Here is a 19,391-nt window from a genome sequence, read left to right as displayed (position 1 = left end):
TTTAGTTTTTTTCTAATACCAAAAAAGGAAGGCGGAGGCTGCCAGAGAAATGACGGCATGCTGTAAATATTCGCGGAGCTTCTGGATACCGTATTGGAGATAGTTGGCCACGGCCTGGCGTTGCAATCCCATCACGGAAGCGATTTCGTCGTATGACAGGTTTTCGTAATATTTCAGATAAAGTGCTTCTTTTTGCCTTTTGGGAAGTGATTCAATCGCTTTTTTGAGCCGGTTCGCCGTAAGCTGGTCGGTTTCGTTAATGATCCAATCCGATTCAGGCGACAGTTCATCACATGGATCATTGTCCTTAATTTCTGAAAATACCGATTGTCTTCTGACGCGATGTATCAGGTTGTTTCGAAGGGATTGAAAAAGGTACGGCTTGATGGCTGAAATGTAAGAAAGGGATTCGCGCTTTTCCCATATTTCCAGGAACAAGTCCTGCAAACAGTCTTTGATCATGTCCCGGTCGGCCGTAAAACGGGTCCCGTAGTGATAAAGCGCGGCGTAATTGTGCTCTGTAATTTCACCGAAGGCGCTTTTGTCGCCTTTGCATAACTGCTGCCAGCGACTGATCAGATAGGTTTCAGGTAAACGTTCTGAATGCTTCACGGAGTTAAAGGGCAAAATCGTTGATAATTTGTTCCACTTCAATACATCCAATTAATTCTTGCTATCGGAATGTAAATATCAACGATGCCTATCCGTCAACTATCCTGCGCTATCATGCTTTTATTTAAATATTTCTCCGATTTGATCAATGTCAACTCCGAGCACTTTTTTGGCAATCGTATTAAGTGATGCTTTGTCCCCTTCGAAGTGGTAGGTGCGCTGGGTATGCGTCAGCTTTTCATTTTTCTTCAAAAGCTTTGCCCAACATGGAAATTTTGCGGTCAATGGTAAAAGTCAATGCGTTTCCTTAATGGTTTTCCAGCTTCGCTTTCTTCTGAAAAGTGACCGAAGCTGAATCGGATGAAATGACTTCAAAAGGCTCTGAATCAATGACGGCAGGCGTTTGCCAATTATCAAAATCCAACTTTGTGCCTTTTTTAAAATAAACCGAAAACTGGCCGCCTTCCGGAGAAAGCCAGAAACGTTCTTCGCCGCCAAATGCATTGATATGGGGTTGAAGTTGATTGCTTTCAATCAATTTGTAGTTGATCCAGCCATAACTATTTCCTTCTCCGCCGGTAGCGGTACTCGTCATGACCCTGCCCTGATAGTCAGGGATAATGATCGCCTGTGAGCCTTTTTCATCGGGTGCAGTCAATACAATAACCGATTTATGTTTTTTCAAAAAGGCAAGATCGTATGCAAAAGTGCCTTGTATGGATGTTTCTTCCACTTTGTTCTGATCGTTTTTGGTATTTTGCTGACAACCTGTGAATGTCAGGATCATCAAGAAGAGAGCCGGGTGAAGCTTTTTCAACATTATTCTCTCAAATAATTGCCATAACCTACGATCAGAACTGAAAGGATAATCACCAAAATTCCGATCAGGATTGTGTTAATGGTTTTGCGGCTGACGGACTTCCATTCTTTCAAAATTAATCCCCAGGAATTGGCAACCAGGATAATAAACGCCATGTGCAATATCCACGAGCTCGGACCATTACCCAGCTTGCTTTCGCCCATCCCGTAGAAGAAAAATTGCAAAAACCAGGTGGTCCCTGCAAGTGCTGAAAATATGTAATTGGAAACCAGCGGCGTAGCAGCATTAGTGTAATCGCCGAATGTTCTGTTCCGCGCATTCAGGATCATACACCAGATAAAGTTGGTGGTTAACCCTCCCAGCAGGATCACCACATAAGTCACATTATTTTGGAACAAGAAATTACCCTGGTCCGAATTGGCCGCTTTCCAAATCTGGTTTGCTTCTTCCGCCATCACTTTTCCGGCATCAATTCCAAATGCAAAACAGGCGCTCAAAACGCCAGAAATGATGGAGACGGTAAGGCCCAGCCCAATCTTAAATTCTGTTTTACTATCTTTTCCAAGACCGCTTTTTTTCAAATCACTATCTTTCATCGCACCCGCTTTCCCGCAAATAATAATACCAATCACGCACACCAGCAGGCCCAGTAAAACCATCTGTCCCCAGCTGTTTGTGAACAGATCTGAGATGGTATCTTTTCCTGGTCGGGGTGAAAACTGGTAATAAATAGAAGGTATCAATGCCCCGAAAACGGAACATAAGCCAAGAATGATGGAACTGCCCAATGCTACTCCCAAATACCTGACACCCAGACCATATGTAAGTCCTCCAATGCCCCACAAAACGCCAAACATATAGGTAAAGAGCAGGACGCCGCCGTCGGTATGTGCAATGATTTCGGTAAAACCAGGAATGGTGAGGTAAGCAGCAAGCGGCGGAACGATCAGCCAGGAAAAAAGGCCACCCACGATCCAGTACGACTCCCACGCCCAGCCCTGCACACGCTTGTAAGGGATATAAAAACTTCCGGAAGCAAAACCGCCGATAAAATGGAAAATGACGCCAAGAAGAGCCTGCATGAGTGTGGGATTTTAATCATGTAAAGAATATTCGGGGGGTATCTACTTGCGGCAGGGCCGACTTACAAAGTCTTCAAGACTTGGCAAGTCAGCCCCGCCGTCCGGCTACCGTCCGGTAATAATCTTTTTTACAACCTTCGTTTCGCCGCTTTGCAGCACCACCAAATACAGGCCAGCCGGCCAGTTGGAAGTAGAAATTTCCGTTTCCCGAAATGCGGTTATGGACCGATCCGCAAGGTATTGCTGACCATTCAAATTGAAAACCTGCAAGTCGCCACTTTTGGACGAAAGAATTTTAAAATGACTGGAAGCGGGATTGGGATATGCCTTAAAATCTCCGGCAGCAGGCGGCTCAACGCCGGTAATGGTGACCGGCAATACATTGGTTAGCAATCTGATACCTCCTGAATTACTACCAATCGCTAAATCAGGTTTCCTATCCCCATTCAAATCACCAATAGCCAGTGAGAGATAATTTCCAAAACCCACCGCACTTCCTTTTCCGTTGATTTGAACGAACTGATCTTCACGTTCCGTCCACTTTCCCCATTCGGCTCCATGAAAAATGCGAACGTTACCTGTATGATCCACGGTTGCCAGATCGGCGAGGCCGTCCAGATCAAAATCCGACACGGCAAGCTGCGGCGAGCGGCCAGCAAAACTGATTCCTACACCTGCGAATGCATCGGTTTCGAGCTTGAAAGTGAATTGCTTATTGGTGCCTGTGTTGGTATAGTAATAAATATTTCCCTGTCCTTTTCCTACCAATAGATCCAGATCTCCATCGCCATCTGTATCGTAAAAATAAGGCGAATCACCTGTCAGGGATTCGGAGGGCATTATTATAGTCACCGCGTCGGCAATATTCAGTTGGGCCGGCACACCTGCCGCAGCTTTGTTGGGAATGTAGCGGTATTCCATCTTAAGGTTTGCGAGAGAAGTCGCTGCAAAACCAAGGTCTTCAATGCCATCCCCATTGAAATCAGCCCATTGCGGCTTGATGTTGTAAATAGCAAGTGCGGAAAGTAAACCAAGATAGTCTTCCGATTCGACGGTAAATTTCGGTTCGGTTGATGTTCCTTCATTTCTTAGTAACCATAAACTTCCTTTAAAACCTCCTGCAACCGGCGTTCCCCCGGTGCCGATCAGCATATCCAAATCGCCATCGCCGTCGATATCGAAAAAGGTAGGGGCAGAATTTTCGCCAACATCCAGCATTTGATCTTGCAGGAAATTTTTCTGTGACAATTTAAAATCTGGCTTAATCGTCGTGCCCGCATTGTGATAGAACCAACCGCTTGATTTAAAGTCAGTCTGGTTAACGTCATTGGACGGAACGCTCGGCGCAATTAAAAGATCTTTCACGCCGTCAAAATCAACATCTTCCAGGAATGCAGCGGGGAAAATGTGCATGGAAACTGGATTAACAGTAGGATAAATGTTTGTGAAACTTACGAAATCTCCCACAATTCCTGCTTTTGAATTCGTAATAAGCGAGATATGCTCGTTACTGACATGGCCTACCAGCAGATCTTTTTTTCCATCTCCATTTAAATCCTGTAAAACAATGGAATTCCCTGCATGCATTACCCTGCCACCAAGATTCGATGCCACGCCGCAATCTTCCCCAAACACAAAATCCTCGTTATCCCCTTTGTGAAAATTCCCCCAGCAATCTCCATTGCGTTGAAAGACAGGTGCTTTCTGATTTCCCAAACTATCCGGAACACTAAACTTTTCAATACTCAGATTCTGGTGCAACTCAATGAATGTACCGGAGAAATCAAATGCCAAAAGATCCAGATCGCCGTCGTCGTCAATATCAGTTATACCCGGAATGTCCGTTCCAGAAACCTGTAAATTGATATTTCCTGAAAAACCTTTGGTGTAGAGCGCGTCCTGCATCAATTTGAATGTCCATGCATTGGCGACCTTGACCTGTTTATAAACCGTAATCCCAAGTGACGTGCTGGTGAACAAATCTTTCAGTCCGTCGCCATTGTAATCGGCGAGGATAATCCAGTTATCTGCTGACGGGAAAAGGGTTTCGTAATAAGGGGCGTGAACAAATGTCTTTTTGGCGGGTTTTGACGGATCTGCCGCAGCCAGAAATGTGGTCACTTTACTATTCGTGCGATCATAAACGACCAGGTCTTCATCAGCATCATTATTCAGGTGCATTTTCAAAAACTGCGAAGCATTGAGGCCACCTGCCCATGGATTGACGAGTTTCTGGCCTTTTGCTGTCACAACCGTGAGGGTATCAGGCTTAAACCAAGCCTTCTGGGAATTTGCGCGAAAGAGTATTAGTGTAAAAAAGATCAGGAAGAGTAAGGAGGTATATTTGGTTCGCATCGTTGAGGAATATTCTATTAGATTTGCAGGTTTCACGGACGCCGCGCGGGGCGCTCTCAAACCTAACGAAATAAGCTTCCCTAACTTTATAACGAAGGAATAATTCATGTATACTTCCACGGAAACGCTTTATCAGCTGTTTAGCCAGGGCGCTAAAATATCCACAGACACCCGCCAGATCACACCTGGATGCATTTTTTTTGCGCTGAAAGGAGATAAGTTTGATGGTAACCAATACGCTGCGGATGCATTGGAAAAAGGGGCAGGATATGCGGTGGTGGATGACGAGAAAGTGGTTGCTGACAAGCGGTTTTTATTGGTTGAAGATGTATTGTCAGCCTTGCAAGATTTGGCGAGGCATCATAGGAAAACATTTACATTTCCAGTAATCGCATTAACAGGTTCTAATGGCAAAACAACCACCAAAGAGCTGATTGCAAAAGTGTTATCGATGAAATACAATACTTATGCAACCAAAGGAAATCTTAATAACCACATTGGGGTACCGCTCACGATCCTATCCATCGACACAGCAAAGCATGAAATAGCCGTGGTCGAAATGGGTGCGAACCATCAGGCGGAAATTGCATTGCTGAGCTCCATTGCATTACCCACGCACGGCCTGATAACCAACATTGGAAAAGCCCATCTCGAAGGTTTCGGCGGCGTAGCGGGGATTATGAAGGGAAAGGGGGAATTGTTTGATTTTCTTTCCAAAAAGAAAGGGACGGTTTTCGTGAATTCCACGGATGATACGGTGATGGATATGGTCAGCAAGCGCCGCGCCTTTGGCGAGATCGTATTTTATTGTTCGGAAAGCAGTAAGGTAAACCCTGAACTTTTGCAGGAAAACCCTTTTGTGATTTATAAAAGCAACGGAAAAACCATTTCCACGCACCTTCCGGGAAGCTACAATTACGACAACATTTGTGCTGCGCTGGCTGTTGGGAAGCATTTTAAAGTTTCAGATGAGGATGCGAATGAAGCGGTTGCGAGCTACCAGCCCGATAATAACCGTTCGCAAATCGTAAAAAAAGGCAGCAATACCATTTTCATGGATGCTTATAATGCTAATCCTTCTTCGATGGCGGCAGCAGTCGCCAGTTTTGGGAGGATGGAAGCGCCCAGGACAATGGTGATACTAGGAGATATGTTCGAATTAGGCGAGGCGGCGCCTGAGGAACATTTGGAGCTCGGCAAGCTGATCGCAGCCGAAAAATTTGATATCGTTATCCTGGCAGGAAGTTTAATGCAACATGCCCTGCCTGCACTCCCGAAAGCCTACTATTTCCCTGATAAATTCTCCCTGCACAACTGGGTGATGGACAACCCGCAGGAAAATACGTACATCCTGATCAAAGGATCGCGGGGGATGTCGCTGGAAACGGTGTTAGACAGACTTGGTAAGTCTTGAAGACGGGGTCGCCCAGACTTGCCAAGTCTCGCCCCTTTTTTTCCGACCCGGACAAAATATCTTTAAGAACAGGGTTAATTCTTGTCTATTAATGTCAAAGCGTCGCCTGATTAGCCACTAGCAGATATTTTATCCAATTTTAAATCACAAATCACAATTTGTATCTACTTTTCTTCCCTTCAGTGGGTTTTCTACTTAGTTTTGTATCATAATCAAGATAATAACTAAACTGTAAAATAATGGCAACGTCAACTGACACGTACATTCCTTACAAGGTAAAAGACATCTCGCTGGCCGAATGGGGCCGCAAAGAAATTACACTGGCAGAAGCAGAAATGCCAGGTTTGATGGCGATCCGCGCTGAATACGGACCATCACAACCACTTGCAGGTGCACGTGTGGCAGGATGCCTTCACATGACAATCCAAACTGCGGTTTTAATCGAAACTCTGACTGCATTGGGTGCAGAAGTGACCTGGTCATCCTGTAACATCTTTTCTACGCAAGATCACGCAGCAGCAGCAATTGCAGCAGCAGGAATTCCGGTTTTCGCTTGGAAAGGAATGAACGAGGAAGAATTCAACTGGTGTATCGAGCAAACGCTATTCTTTGGAGAAGATCGTAAGCCTTTGAATATGATACTGGACGACGGTGGAGACTTAACCAACATGGTTTTTGACGAATATCCTGAGTTGATCGAAGGCATTAAAGGGCTTTCGGAAGAGACCACAACCGGTGTTCTTCGCTTGTATGATCGTTTGAAAAACGGCACATTGCATTTGCCTGCAATCAACGTAAACGACTCTGTTACAAAGTCTAAATTTGATAACAAATATGGTTGCCGCGAATCGCTGGTAGATTCGATCCGCCGTGCAACCGACCTGATGCTTGCTGGTAAAGTTGCTGTTGTGGCAGGTTATGGAGATGTAGGTAAAGGTTCTGCTGAATCTCTTCGCGGCGCAGGTTGCCGGGTATTGGTTACCGAAATCGATCCAATTTGTGCGTTACAAGCTGCAATGGACGGATTTGAAGTGGTAACAATGGACGAAGCTGCCGGCCGCGCAAATATTTTCGTAACAGCGACTGGTAACTACAAAATCATCACATCCGCTCACTTCCTGAAAATGCGCGACAAAGCGGTAGTTTGTAACATCGGCCACTTCGACAATGAAATCGATATGGCTTGGCTGAACAAATCTTACGGATATACCAAATCGCAGATCAAACCACAGGTTGACATTTACAACGTTGAAGGCAAAGACATTATCATTCTTGCCGAAGGACGTCTGGTAAACCTGGGCTGCGCAATGGGCCACCCATCATTCGTAATGTCGTGCTCATTCTCAAACCAGACATTGGCCCAGCTTGAACTTTGGACTAACACTGCGGCTTACGAGAAAAAAGTATATGTTCTTCCAAAAGCATTGGACGAAAAAGTAGCTGCATTCCACCTGGCGCACGTTGGCGCGAAACTGGAAGTGCTGACAGACGAGCAAGCCGCCTACATCGGGGTTTCAACAGCCGGTCCGTTCAAGACCGAGACTTACAGATATTGATTTAGATTTAAGGTTCATAAGTACCAAACGCCTGCTTCATCATTTGAGGCAGGCGTTTTTTTGTGCACATAACTCAAACTTATAGTATACCGCCTAATCAATCTGTCCACCGCCTGATAATTCCTTTCCTTTAATAAAGCCGATTTCGGCAAATTTCTCTGGTAAATATTTACGTGAACCTTGATCACACTTACCATGAGAAGCATTTTGCTATTTTCCCTTGCATTCATTTTTTGCAGTCTCGCGACGTTCGCCCAGAACAGCCGCCAGCGGGACATCGACGCATTTGTCGCTCAAACGGGGGCGGTTGCCACAACAGATAGGGCTACTAACTCGCTCAACTATCTGCGATTTCCAATTGGGCAAGCGCTAAGCCTGGAAGGGTCGTCACCCGAACAAAAGGCATTTTCTTTCATGGCCAAGTATTCTGGCCTGTTTGAAATGAAGACCCCCAAAGATTCCTATCTGGTTAAAGAAGTGAAAAGGGACAATTACGGCCTGGATCATGTGGTGTTACAGCAATATTACGAGCGCGTACCTATTTATGACGGCGTTTTGAAATTTCATTTCAATAAGGAAGGTGGCTTAACATCCATGAATGGAAATTTTGTGATCGCCGAAAAATTGAATGCAACACCAGCCATATCTAAAGAAGAAGCCGGGGAGAAGGCGATCAAACTTGTCACAGGACAGAAAATGGCCAAGTTTACAGCACCTCTAAAAATTAACAAAAACAATCTTTTTGTATTTCAAAAAGGGCTAGCTCAGGGCTACCAGGGGCCGTTGCATTTGGTTTACGAAGTGGAGGTACGTAATGATGCTGATGTTAGAGAATTTCTTTATATCGATGCACACACCAATAAGTTGGTGGAGCAGTTCACAGGGATGCACGGCATTGATAGAAAATTGTACGAAACGTCTGTTACTGCACCAAATCTGAAATGGCAGGAAGTAGATGGCATAGCCAGTCCAAAATTTACCGCTTTGGATCAATGGCAAAAATCCGAAATTGAGTCCGCAGGGCATATATATAATTTGATGAAGAATGCATTTGGCTATAATTCCTATAATAATGCGGGGGCGACGATGGTAACAGTAAATAACAACCCGAATATAAATTGCCCGAATGCAAACTGGAATGGAGTGACTGCTAATTATTGTACGGGTGTTGCTTCTGATGATGTTGTCGCACATGAATGGGCGCATGCCTATACTGAGTACACGAGCGGACTGATTTATGCCTGGCAAGCCGGGGCGCTTAATGAGGCTTATTCTGACATTTGGGGTGAGACGGTGGATCAACTGAATTCTTACATGGATAATGGCGAAAGTAATGTTTTGCGAAATGGCTGTGCCAGTTCTTCCAGATGGCAAGTTGGTGAACAAGCCAGTGCCTTTGGAGGAGCGATACGGGACATGTGGGATCCAACCTGTAAAGGCAACCCAGGCAAGATTTCAGATCCTCAGTATAATTGCTTTCCTGGTGATCATGGAGGTGTACATAATAATTCAGGCATAATTAATCATGCATTTTCACTGCTAGCCGACGGTGGAAATTACAATGGGCAGAATATCACTGCCTTGGGGCTCACAAAATCCGCCCACATTTTTTGGCGTGCCCAGTCTACTTCAATCACTTCGACCACTGACTTTGCTGCCCTGGCAGATATCCTGGAAGCATCATTAACAGAATTGCTGGGAATTGACTTGCCTAAACTTTCCACGGCAGCAGCACAAGCAGGCGCATCAGGTATTAAGATTACAGCCGCCGACTTATTACAGTTAAAAAAAGTAATACTGGCGGTCGAGATGAGGGCAAACGGCTGTATTCTCAATCCTAATTCAAAGCCCTTATTCGAAACATTGACACCGATCTGCAAGGGTGCAATTCTCGGAAATGCATTCTTTTACGAAGATTTCGAAAATGGACTTGGAGCCTGGACGGTTGCTAACAATGGAGTATCCCCTAGCTGGACAAGTCGTAATTGGATTCTCAATAATACGGCTCCCGGTGGAAGAAGTGGCAACGTTGCTACTGCCGGCAACTTTGAAGGTGGTGATTGCGTAAATAATTTACAAAATGGTATAATGAGCCTAACTAGTCCACAGATAACAATTCCACCTAGTAAGACAGGTCCCTTTTATCTTGCATTTGACCATTATGTATCACTTGAAAAAGATGCAGACGGAGGTAATATTCAATATAAGTTCGCAGGAAGTCCATGGCTCGATATTCCCAAATCCGCATTCGTAGGAAATCCCTATAACGCTATTTTGTGGAATGACAATCCACTGGTCGGGCAGGAATGCTTTTCTGGAGGAGACGGGGGCTCCCTAACTTCACATTGGGGACAGAGCCGGATTGATCTGAATGTCATCGGAATTTTAGCCGGTCAATCTGTTCAATTTCGTTTTAACTTAGGGAGTGATGGATGTGGTGCCTGGGCCGGCTGGTTTATCGACGATGTCAGAATTTATTCTTGTACAACACCCACTGTTCAATTTGTATCATCTGGTGCAACCGTTAATGAAGCTGAGGCTGACATAGTATCTGGAATACCAAACACTTGCTTAACGTATGTTGAAAAAAAAGTTACTATAAAAATTAATCAGGCTCCATCTCAGCCAGTTCTAGTAACGCTAAACAATCCCGTGGGCACAGCCAAATCAGGAATTGCAGAAGACTATAGCATTACTCCGAACAGCTTTACCTTGCAAGCTGGCGCGTTATCTAAGGATATCCTGGTTAAAATTTACAATGATGCTAATGTAGAAGGTAAGGAAACGCTCACATTGAGCTACTCATTAACCAATCCCAGTGGAGGTAATGCAAGCCCTGAATTATTTGATCAACAGTATACCCTTCTAATTGATGATGACGAGTTGCTTCCAGAGGTTAACACGTTAAACCTTTTTGAAGCTGATTTTAATATTGGCCTTCCTGCGGGCTGGAATGTCGCAGGTGGTGGCAATTTTCCTGAAACCTGGGATGTAGTTGATTATAAGAACTATCAGAAGCTTGATCCTGCCGGTACACCCTACCTATATGTCAACAGTGGCTGGGGCTTTCAGGCTCCTGATCAATTAGATAGGATTATCGAAACCCCTGCGTTTAATTCGTTGGAAGCGAAATCTTTGAACATTTTATTTCAGGAATTTTTTTTCCCGACAACAGGTATAAAGGACTTTAATGAGCAGGCTATGATAGATGTTTGGGATGGCACTAACTGGCATACCATTCTAACTCAAAATCAAGCCACTGGTGAGTCAGGAATTTGGGATCAACCCGCCAATCGAAATATCGTTATTCCATTAGCTTACCGTAGTTCCAGGATGAAAGTTCGATTCCGATATATCGCAGACTGGAATGGTTTATGGGCTTTGGATAATGTTAAGATTATTGCAACCTATAACAACAACATTCAAACCGCCATTTCCCAAACCCCCGACAGCCAATACCTCGGCCCCAACGCAACCGTCTACTTCCACGACCCAACCTCCGGCAATCTAATCGCCAAAATAAAAAACCTATCCGCACACGATTACGGCTGTACATCCGTCCAGGTCGACCGCGCAGGCAACGACGCAACCGCATGGGTCGGCGCTCACAAAATCACGAAAAAGACTTTTAAAGTTACCCCCACGAATAATAATCCGGCAGGAAAGTATGAGATAACGCTTTATTACAAAGCCTCGGAATTGGCGAATTTTAATGGGGCGACCATTAAATCAATGGGGAAAAGCGAAGGTGGTATAATGACTGGAACCTTGGCAAACAGTTCTTCGGCTCCGGTGCAGATGTCAGCTTTTAATTCAGATTTCGCATATACCGCAACTTTCAATACTGGTTTCAGTGGTTTTGGCCTGTCGGATGCAACTGCCAGTGGCTCGCTTCCGGTAACTTTATCCCGATTTGAAGGGAAGCATACGGTTGAGGGTAATGTGCTTTCCTGGGAAACTACGGCAGAAGTGAACAATGATTATTTTGTTGTTGAACGTTCCACCGACGCCCGAAAGTTTGAAGAAATTTCCAGAATACCTGGAATTGGAACATCTGCGATTCGAAATACCTATTCATTTACAGATATCCATTATAAAAACGGGCTCACTTATTATCGTTTAAAACAAGTTGACAAGGATGGGACATTTGCTTACAGCCGGATGATTTCCCTTGAAGGGTCCGGTATGAGTGAACTGAAATTTTTCCCCAATCCTGTGCAATCAGTGCTGAACATTACATTGCCAAATACAGAAATGAAACATGGCAATGTTAAAGTTATCAATTCCGCAGGCCAGATTGTGCTGACAAAATTAAAAGTCAGATCTGACCATGGTGCAATGTCGCTGGACGTCTCGAAATTGGTGACAGGGGTTTATGAGGTTGTGGTGTCTGAGGGAGGGAATGTTTACAGGTTTTCGGTTGTGAAGATGCCATAAGGGATTTTGACCGGTGAAGGAAAAAGGCTTTCTCAATTCACATGAATCATATGCCCCATAACAAACAAAACCCGGAAAATTCCCGGGCCTTGTTTGTTTCGCTATAAGTCAGCTTACAATCGTGATAAAAGCTCCTGTTTCTTTGTTTTAAACTCTTCCTCCGTGATTTGTCCCTTCTCAAAAAGCACATTGATCTTTTCGATCGTTGAAATGATAATGTCCTGTGGCGAATGCGAACTCTCGGGAGTTCTCAGATCGGCCGTTGAAGTCACATCATAAGGAATTTCGGGTGTAGCCTGCATTTGCTCACTAGGCTCTGAAATAACCGACAAATTGCTAATATCTACCGGACCATCCTGGCTGGTAAACTTATAAGAACTTCCCGAACCTTGTTGCTGGGAAATACCGGTAATCTGGTGATGCTTCGTGTCATAAATGGTCCGCTTCCCATTTTCTTCAATCACAAGACGTCTAACTGGCCCGAAATAGGCATATTTAAAATTATTCTGGGAACCGCTTGATGTAGGATTTCCAAATACCGATGGCCATGAACTGCCTGAGTGACTTGAAAAGTTGCCGTTTGCGTGATGTTTTTCAGTCGGTGCTTCCTTCTCCTCAAATAACACTTTTGAAGTAACAATGCCAGCCAATTCGGTCGCAAGTTTATCTACGGTCGCTTTTAACGAATTATTAAACATATCCCCTACCATGGTCATGCCGCCTTTCATCCATTGTCCCGAGCCACCTAATTCGGAAATATTGAACTGCGCCATGGTGCCATTTCCGTTAATAACGGCTTTAAGCATGGTTTCAACCGTTTCTGTTTTCAGGTTATATTTCGCAGCTAAGTCTTCGACGTATTGCTGCCCTTCTTTTGTTAATGCTTTCATAATATCTGATTCTTTTCCCTATACGTCACAAAAACAATGCCATTGTATTCGCATAGCGCAATTTAACCGGAGCTACTGCCACTTCTGTTGCAGTTCGGACTGGTTAATAACAGATTCTTATCGGTAAGACAAAACGTTACAGGTTGGTTTTTACATTTCCAGTAACTCTATCCAATTCTATTTTTGCTGATAGATAATCAAAAACAGATTCCAGATAATTTGCTTTTGCGGTAGTTAATGCCAGTTCGGAATCCGTCAGTTCCAACCGCGATGCTACCCCTTTTTCGTACCGGTATTTGGTAATGGAATAGCCAAGTTCGGCGGTCTTGGATACACCTTGCTGCGTTTTTATTCTTTCTGATGTTTCGATCAGGCTTGCCAGGATTTGTTTCACCTCGGTTTTTAGCTGCTCCTGCGCATTGTCATAAATCAGGTCGGCCTGTTGCCTTTCAATCTTTCCCAGCGCAACGCGGTTAACATGTTGATTTCCGCTAAAAATCGGGATCGCAAACTGAATTCCAGCAAAGAAAACCGGCGGATAAGCTGCATTTCCAAAACGGAACTGATTGGTTTGTGTTTGTATCTGATATTGGCTTATGAAATTCACAACCGGTAACCTGGCTGACCGGTACAGGTCAATTTCCTTGTCAGATATTTCTTTATTCAATGTCAATATCTGCAAATCCGGACGTTGTTGAACCGATAACTTGTACGTTCCTGATTCGGTGGGAATGGCTTCTTCCGGACTCAATTCCAATGAATCGGAAAGCACATATGCGGTTTCGGAAACATCACCCAGCAGATTTCTGAGCTGCTGCTGACTGATCTGCACGGCATAAGTAAGTCTCAAAACATCCGGTTCCAGGTTCTTCACCAGGGTATAAGCCCTTAATGTATCCACCCGCAACGCTTTTCCCTGAGCTAACAGATACCGGGAATCGGCCAATGCTTTCTGGTTACGAAGAATACTTTCCTTTTGAAGTTGGAGCCGCTCATTGAGTACCAATTGCCGTACATAGTTTTGTCTGACTTGCGCCACAACATCTATTTCTTTTTGCTGATAAATCAGCTGGCTTTGCTTTTCAACCAATTTTCTTCTCTGGATTTCATGTCTGGCTCCCGAATTATAAATCGGCTGAACCAGTGAAAGTTGGGCGCCAGCCAGGTCTTCCCCGCCAAACCGGGCATAATCAATCCTTTCCGAAGTTGAAGAGTTACCATTCAAGCCAAAGAAAACCGGTTTTTGAAAGTAATGCTGAAATTGTCCGGCCAGGCTAATGTTTGGCATCAACAATCCTCGGGTAACCGCTGTTTGCTGAGCCGATTTGCGGATCCCCATGGAATCGATCCGGAGGTCGCGATTATGGCTCTTAGCCGTTTCAATAGCCTGGTCCAGCGATAAGGTCTGTTTTTGTCCCCACAAAAGAAGGGGGCTCAAAGCCAGGATAAGGCTTAGTAACTTTATCCTGGTGTATCGGTTTAAAATTGCGTTTTTCATGATTTCAATGTGGTATTAATGTTGCCTCTCGGGAATTAATGTGTTTGGAGCAATGCTTCTTCATCCTGCGAAATTGTTCCTGACTCGTCGTGTTTCCGCAATGGTCTGGATAAGTAGGAGTAGATGGACGGAATCACGTAAAGAGTGAGTACACCTGCAAAAATCAACCCGCCAACGACCACGATTCCAAGTGATTGCCGACTTCCTGAGGATGTTCCAAGTGACAATGCAATCGGCAATGTTCCGAAAATCATCGCCAGTGTCGTCATCAAAATCGGGCGGAAACGGGATACTGCTGCAATTTTGGCGGCTTCGAATGTAGAGGTGCCTTCTTCTTTACTTTGGTTCGCAAATTCCACAATCAGGATACCGTTTTTCGTGATCAGACCGATAAGCATGATGATCCCGATCTGGCTGAAAATATTGACCGTCTGATCTGTAAACCAAAGGCTTAACAACGCTCCCGTCAAAGCCATCGGTACCGTGAGAAGAATGATGAACGGATCGACCAGACTTTCAAACTGGGCAGCCAGTACCAGATAAATCAGCACAATTGCGAAGATGAATGCAAAGATCAGACTGGAACTACTTTCGGAGTAATCACGGCTTTGTCCAGCCAATGCAGTACTGAAACCGTTCGGAAGCTCTTTGGTAGTAATTTTATCCAATTCCTGAATTGCTTCTCCCAGACTTACCCCAGCCGCAGGCGTCGCCGAAATAGTTGCGCTATAAGACTGATTGTACCGGTAAATCGCCGGTGGACTGATGCCTTCATTTTGTTTCGTCAAATTATCCAGCGATACCATTTCTCCGCTGCCAGATTTAAGGTACAATGATTTCAAATCATAAGGCGCAGAACGGTCTTCGCGGTCCAGCTGGCCGATTACCTCATACTGGCGATCATTGTGGATGAAGTAACCATATCTCCTGCTGCTCAATGCTAATTGCAATGTCTGGCCAATATCTTGGGTCGAAATTCCCAATTGTGCAGCTCTCTGGCGGTCAATGCTAATGCTGATTTCCGGACGGTTTATTTTAAAATCTGCGTCAGCAAAATTCAACTTTTTATTGCCTCCAACTTGTGTCATTAGTTTCGGCATCACATCAATTAACCCTTTCAAGCTTGGCGCCTGGATCACATATTGAACTGGTTGTGTATTTCCATAACCGCCAATGGTCGGTAATTGGATCGGAATGATCAGCACATTTCTGAACTGCTGGGTCGCCATGACGAGTTTCATGAAGATCTGAGATTGCGTTAACCCGCTTTTTCTGTCTTTGGGCTCATTCAAAAATATCCATTGAAAACCTCCGTTAACCGGCTGGGCCAAAGTACCACCGGCTGCTGCAATGGCTGTATAAGTGCGTTCTGCATTCAAATCCGGAATGGAATCGGCGATAAAGTTGCCGATTTCCTTCATGCTCGCCTCCATGCTTTCGTAGGAAGTGCCTTCCGGCGCAATCACAGCGAGACCAATCATCGACCTGTCTTCCAGTGGCGCGAGTTCGGAAGGAAGCTTGGGCGCCAGCCAATAGGCAATGCCAAAGGATACCAAAAGCAACACGATACCCAGCCAGCGCACCTTCATAAATGCTGACAATGAGCGCGCATATGCATTGTTCATGGCTACGAACCAGGGTTCCGTTTTCTTGTAAAGCCAATTGTGCGATGTGCTGGGTTTGAGCAAATAAGCACTCATCATCGGTGTTAGCGTCAGCGCAACAAAGGCTGAAACGGTCACCGAGCCCGCTACGACAATGGCAAATTCCTTAAACAACCGGCCTGTTAACCCCCCCAAAAATAAGATCGGCAGGAACACAGCTACCAACGTGATCGTGGTAGAAATTACCGCAAAGTAAATTTCATTGGAACCTGCCCTGGCTGCCTGGATGGGTGACATACCCTGCTCGACCTTGCTATATATGTTTTCCAAAACAATGATCGCATCATCAACGACGAGCCCAATTGCTAAAACCAGCCCCAAAAGTGTTAAGACGTTGATGGAGAATCCGGCAATGTACATGATGAAGAATGCCGAGACGATGGAAACCGGAATGGCCAGCAGCGGGATTAAAGTACTCCGCCAGTCTCTCAGGAACACGAAAATGATCAGGGAGACCAATGCAAAAGCAAGTAATAATGTTTCCTCGACTTCTGATAATGAGTTTCTTACAGGAACCGTGAAGTCTTTTCCCAAAGCAATTTCATATTCTTTCGGGGTCGTTTTCTGGATTTCTTCAAAACGTTTTTTGAATTCATCCACAATGGCCAGCGAATTCGCTCCACGCTGGGGACTCACACCCGTCCCAACACCGTAGTCAGCCCTTTTTCCATTATAAATGATCATGGCCGTGCGCTCGTTCTGCGATGCCATAACAGCCTCGCCGACATCTCTGAAACGCACAATCGCACCTTCGCTTTCCCGGATAATCATGTTATTGAAGTCATCCGCTGTAACAAGTCTTCCCTGCGTACGCAGCGTAACTTCGGTATTCTGACCTTCAATCCGGCCGCTGGGCAAATCCACGTTTTCACGTTGCAATGCTTGTTGGATATCCGCAGGTGTCAGGCCATAAGCCGCTAACTTCACCGGATCCATCCGTAACCGCATCGCCCGTTTTTTTCCTGCGTAGGAATCTACAAGACGTACGCCCGGGATGGATTGCAGACGTTCTTTAATATTGATATTGACAAAATCCGTTACATCTTCCAATGTTTTGGTCTTGCTCTGAACGGTAAGAAATACCAGAAAGTCAGCAGGACCCGCTTTTTCAACAATGGTAGGCTCGATATCCGTCGGCAATTGCTGACGTGATTTTGAAACTTTATCACGCACATCATTGGCTGCGGCCTCAAGGTCGGTATTCAATTCAAATTCTACGGTGATAATGCTCACCTGTTCGCGGGATGTGGAAGAAACGGCCCTGATGCCATTGGCTTCTGCGATGGCTTCTTCCAAAGGTTTGGTAACCTGGGACGCGATGATATCTGCGCTGGCACCCGGATAGACCGTAGTTACCATTACGATCGGGGAATCTGTTACCGGATATTCCCGGGTTCCCAGAAAGGTGTATCCAACGATACCGAAAAGTATAAGCAGTACAGACATTACCCCGGCCAAAACAGGCCGGGAAATACTTACTTGTGAAATTGCACTCATGATTGAATTATATTTTAATGAACAGATACCAATTGGACGTCAGCACCAGGTGTTAACCGGAGCATATTGCTGGTAACAATTGTGTCGCCGGGCGCAAGACCTTTGAGCACATGTACCGAATACGCACTGCGCTGACCGACTTCAATGGATTTAATATTTGCTTTGTTATGATTGACCACAAACACGCTATAACCTTTTGAGGAAGGAATCAAAGCCTGATTTGGAATCATTAATGCGTTACCGGTATTGCCTAAACGCAGCGTCAATCTTGCACTTTGGCCGGGAAGCAATTCACGGCTGCTGTTATTGCTCACGGCGCGCATCAGCAATGTCCTGGTTTTCTGATCCAGACCAGCTTCGTGGGCAATGATGGTCGCTTTGTAAAGTTTCTCATCAGATTCTACATGATACTCGACCTGATCGCCGGTTTTCAAAGTGTTGGCGTGTTTTTCAGGAATTGCAAAATCTATTTTAAGTCGGCTGTTGTCCGTAAGCTGGGCAAGCGGGGCGCCTGGCGTTACGTATGCACCAGTATGAACATTGACGATTCCCAGGTGGCCGCTAAAAGGCGCACGAATGCTTGTTTTGGAGATCATGACTTTAAGCTGATCAATTTTTGCCTGAATTACTTTGAGGTTTGTAAATGCCTCGTCATAATCCTGCTGCTTTGCGGCTTCGTTATCAATTAGTTCTTTAAACCGCTTTTCATTCAGGATAACGAGTTTTTCCTGTTGTTTCAATTGTTCCAATTCGGCGATCAGATCCGCGTCATCGAGTTTAAAAAGCAGGGTACCTGCCGAAACGGCTTTCCCTTCTTTTGCAAGAACCGAAACTACCTTGCGGTTCAGTTCACTGGTAATACTCACTTCCTGAAAAGCGAGTAACGTTCCTGAAACAGTCATTTCGTCATTTAATGATTCTGAATGCAGTACCTGCGCATCGACAGGCACACCCGTAGCGGCAGGAGTCTTAGCAACTTTCGCCTTTTCAGGCAGGCCATCTTTTGAGGTGTACCCTTTGAAGAGTACAGACAGCAATATCACGCCGGTAATGATAAGCCCAGACACGATTTTTGTGGAGTGAATTGTTCTTTCCATGGATTGATTAATTTAAGTATTTGAATGTATCGATTGATTTGGTAGAAGACTTTCCAAGTTTTTTTTAAACTTGGAAAGTCTTGTATCTAAAATTTAAACTTTAAGCGTATTCAAAAACTGAACGTATTCATCGAGAATTGTCGAGTTGAGTTTGTATTTAACGTTTCTTCCTTCTTTTTCTACCACGATCAGATCAGCGTCTGTGAGTTGTTTGACGTGATGTGAAATGGAAGGCTGGGTAAGGTCAATAAAGTCGGCTATTTCATGACAATACAAACAGTCTTCTTTTTGACGCAATTGTTTCAAAATCAGGATGCGGCTGGGATCACTCAACGCCTTCGATATCCGCTCCACTTGTCGAACCTCCATGCCAGATATATAGATAGATTTGAATATATTGATAAACTGTACAGTGCCTACATTACACCGTCAAAAGCAAAATGATTCCCGGAAGTTGCAAATATTTTAG

General features: G+C 44.8%; 13 protein-coding genes. 3 read left to right on the top strand and 10 right to left on the bottom strand.

All coding sequences use genetic code 11. From position 1 onward, the window contains the following. Nucleotides 1-12: 12 nt before the first annotated feature. From FHS68_RS03155 to FHS68_RS03140, 5 genes are all read right to left on the bottom strand, one after another. On the bottom strand, nt 13-612 hold the full coding sequence (locus FHS68_RS03155; RefSeq protein WP_167267140.1) for an RNA polymerase sigma factor: 600 nt from the start codon (nt 610-612) through the stop codon (nt 13-15). Nucleotides 613-732: 120 nt separating this feature from the next. Continuing rightward, nucleotides 733-864, bottom strand: coding sequence for a DUF6786 family protein (locus FHS68_RS26530; protein WP_262889569.1), 132 nt, complete (start codon nt 862-864; stop codon nt 733-735). 55 nt (nt 865-919) lie between these two features. Continuing rightward, complete coding sequence (locus FHS68_RS03150; protein WP_167267138.1) at nt 920-1,399, bottom strand: DUF6786 family protein; 480 nt, start codon at nt 1,397-1,399, stop codon at nt 920-922. 32 nt (nt 1,400-1,431) lie between these two features. Further along, a complete protein-coding gene (rhaT, locus tag FHS68_RS03145) occupies nt 1,432-2,514 on the bottom strand; it encodes an L-rhamnose/proton symporter RhaT (protein ID WP_167267137.1) in 1,083 nt (360 codons plus the stop codon). A gap of 105 nt (nt 2,515-2,619) precedes the next feature. Continuing rightward, nucleotides 2,620-4,869, bottom strand: coding sequence for a T9SS type A sorting domain-containing protein (locus FHS68_RS03140; RefSeq protein ID WP_167267135.1), 2,250 nt, complete (start codon nt 4,867-4,869; stop codon nt 2,620-2,622). Between the two features lie 106 nt (nt 4,870-4,975). On the opposite strand from FHS68_RS03140, the gene FHS68_RS03135 reads away from it, so the two are divergent. The 3 genes from FHS68_RS03135 to FHS68_RS03125 all read left to right on the top strand — a co-directional run bounded on the left by FHS68_RS03135 (nt 4,976) and on the right by FHS68_RS03125 (nt 12,276). Further along, on the top strand, nt 4,976-6,283 hold the full coding sequence (locus FHS68_RS03135) for a UDP-N-acetylmuramoyl-tripeptide--D-alanyl-D-alanine ligase (RefSeq protein WP_167267134.1): 1,308 nt from the start codon (nt 4,976-4,978) through the stop codon (nt 6,281-6,283). A 239-nt stretch (nt 6,284-6,522) separates the two neighbouring features. Then, nucleotides 6,523-7,839, top strand: a complete 1,317-nt coding sequence (gene ahcY / locus FHS68_RS03130; RefSeq protein WP_167267132.1) for an adenosylhomocysteinase — start codon at nt 6,523-6,525, stop codon at nt 7,837-7,839. Nucleotides 7,840-8,034: 195 nt separating this feature from the next. Continuing rightward, the gene (locus FHS68_RS03125; protein ID WP_167267130.1) at nt 8,035-12,276 is read left to right on the top strand and encodes a M4 family metallopeptidase; all 4,242 of its coding nucleotides are present in this window, start codon (nt 8,035-8,037) and stop codon (nt 12,274-12,276) included. Between the two features lie 113 nt (nt 12,277-12,389). Here the strand turns inward: FHS68_RS03125 and FHS68_RS03120 are convergent, their stop codons facing one another. From FHS68_RS03120 to FHS68_RS03100, 5 genes are all read right to left on the bottom strand, one after another. Next, complete coding sequence (locus FHS68_RS03120; protein WP_167267129.1) at nt 12,390-13,166, bottom strand: SHOCT domain-containing protein; 777 nt, start codon at nt 13,164-13,166, stop codon at nt 12,390-12,392. 136 nt (nt 13,167-13,302) lie between these two features. Beyond that, nucleotides 13,303-14,664: a TolC family protein gene (locus FHS68_RS03115; protein WP_167267127.1), complete on the bottom strand. Its 1,362-nt coding sequence runs from the start codon at nt 14,662-14,664 to the stop codon at nt 13,303-13,305. A gap of 35 nt (nt 14,665-14,699) precedes the next feature. After that, nucleotides 14,700-17,825: an efflux RND transporter permease subunit gene (locus FHS68_RS03110; protein ID WP_167267125.1), complete on the bottom strand. Its 3,126-nt coding sequence runs from the start codon at nt 17,823-17,825 to the stop codon at nt 14,700-14,702. A 14-nt stretch (nt 17,826-17,839) separates the two neighbouring features. Further along, the gene (locus tag FHS68_RS03105) at nt 17,840-18,922 is read right to left on the bottom strand and encodes an efflux RND transporter periplasmic adaptor subunit (RefSeq protein ID WP_167267124.1); all 1,083 of its coding nucleotides are present in this window, start codon (nt 18,920-18,922) and stop codon (nt 17,840-17,842) included. Nucleotides 18,923-19,015: 93 nt separating this feature from the next. Then, nucleotides 19,016-19,291 carry an ArsR/SmtB family transcription factor gene (locus FHS68_RS03100; protein ID WP_167267122.1) on the bottom strand — a complete coding sequence of 92 codons (276 nt, stop codon included), beginning with the start codon at nt 19,289-19,291 and terminating at the stop codon, nt 19,016-19,018. Nucleotides 19,292-19,391: the final 100 nt, after the last annotated feature.

It is taken from the genome of Dyadobacter arcticus (assembly GCF_011762185.1).
Lineage (GTDB): Bacteria > Bacteroidota > Bacteroidia > Cytophagales > Spirosomataceae > Dyadobacter > Dyadobacter arcticus.
This window is presented reverse-complemented; position numbering and strand designations above follow the sequence as displayed.

Excerpts from the sequence above, each read along its gene's own strand:
- FHS68_RS03110 (WP_167267125.1), bottom strand. The coding sequence starts at position 17,825 with ATGAGTGCAATTTCACAAGTAAGTATTTCCCGGCCTGTTTTGGCCGGG.
- FHS68_RS03115 (WP_167267127.1), bottom strand. The coding sequence starts at position 14,664 with ATGAAAAACGCAATTTTAAACCGATACACCAGGATAAAGTTACTAAGC.
- rhaT (WP_167267137.1), bottom strand. The coding sequence starts at position 2,514 with ATGCAGGCTCTTCTTGGCGTCATTTTCCATTTTATCGGCGGTTTTGCT.
- FHS68_RS03135 (WP_167267134.1), top strand. The coding sequence starts at position 4,976 with ATGTATACTTCCACGGAAACGCTTTATCAGCTGTTTAGCCAGGGCGCT.
- FHS68_RS03105 (WP_167267124.1), bottom strand. The coding sequence starts at position 18,922 with ATGGAAAGAACAATTCACTCCACAAAAATCGTGTCTGGGCTTATCATT.
- FHS68_RS03120 (WP_167267129.1), bottom strand. The coding sequence starts at position 13,166 with ATGAAAGCATTAACAAAAGAAGGGCAGCAATACGTCGAAGACTTAGCT.
- FHS68_RS03150 (WP_167267138.1), bottom strand. The coding sequence starts at position 1,399 with ATGATCCTGACATTCACAGGTTGTCAGCAAAATACCAAAAACGATCAG.
- FHS68_RS03140 (WP_167267135.1), bottom strand. The coding sequence starts at position 4,869 with ATGCGAACCAAATATACCTCCTTACTCTTCCTGATCTTTTTTACACTA.
- FHS68_RS03125 (WP_167267130.1), top strand. The coding sequence starts at position 8,035 with ATGAGAAGCATTTTGCTATTTTCCCTTGCATTCATTTTTTGCAGTCTC.
- FHS68_RS03100 (WP_167267122.1), bottom strand. The coding sequence starts at position 19,291 with ATGGAGGTTCGACAAGTGGAGCGGATATCGAAGGCGTTGAGTGATCCC.
- ahcY (WP_167267132.1), top strand. The coding sequence starts at position 6,523 with ATGGCAACGTCAACTGACACGTACATTCCTTACAAGGTAAAAGACATC.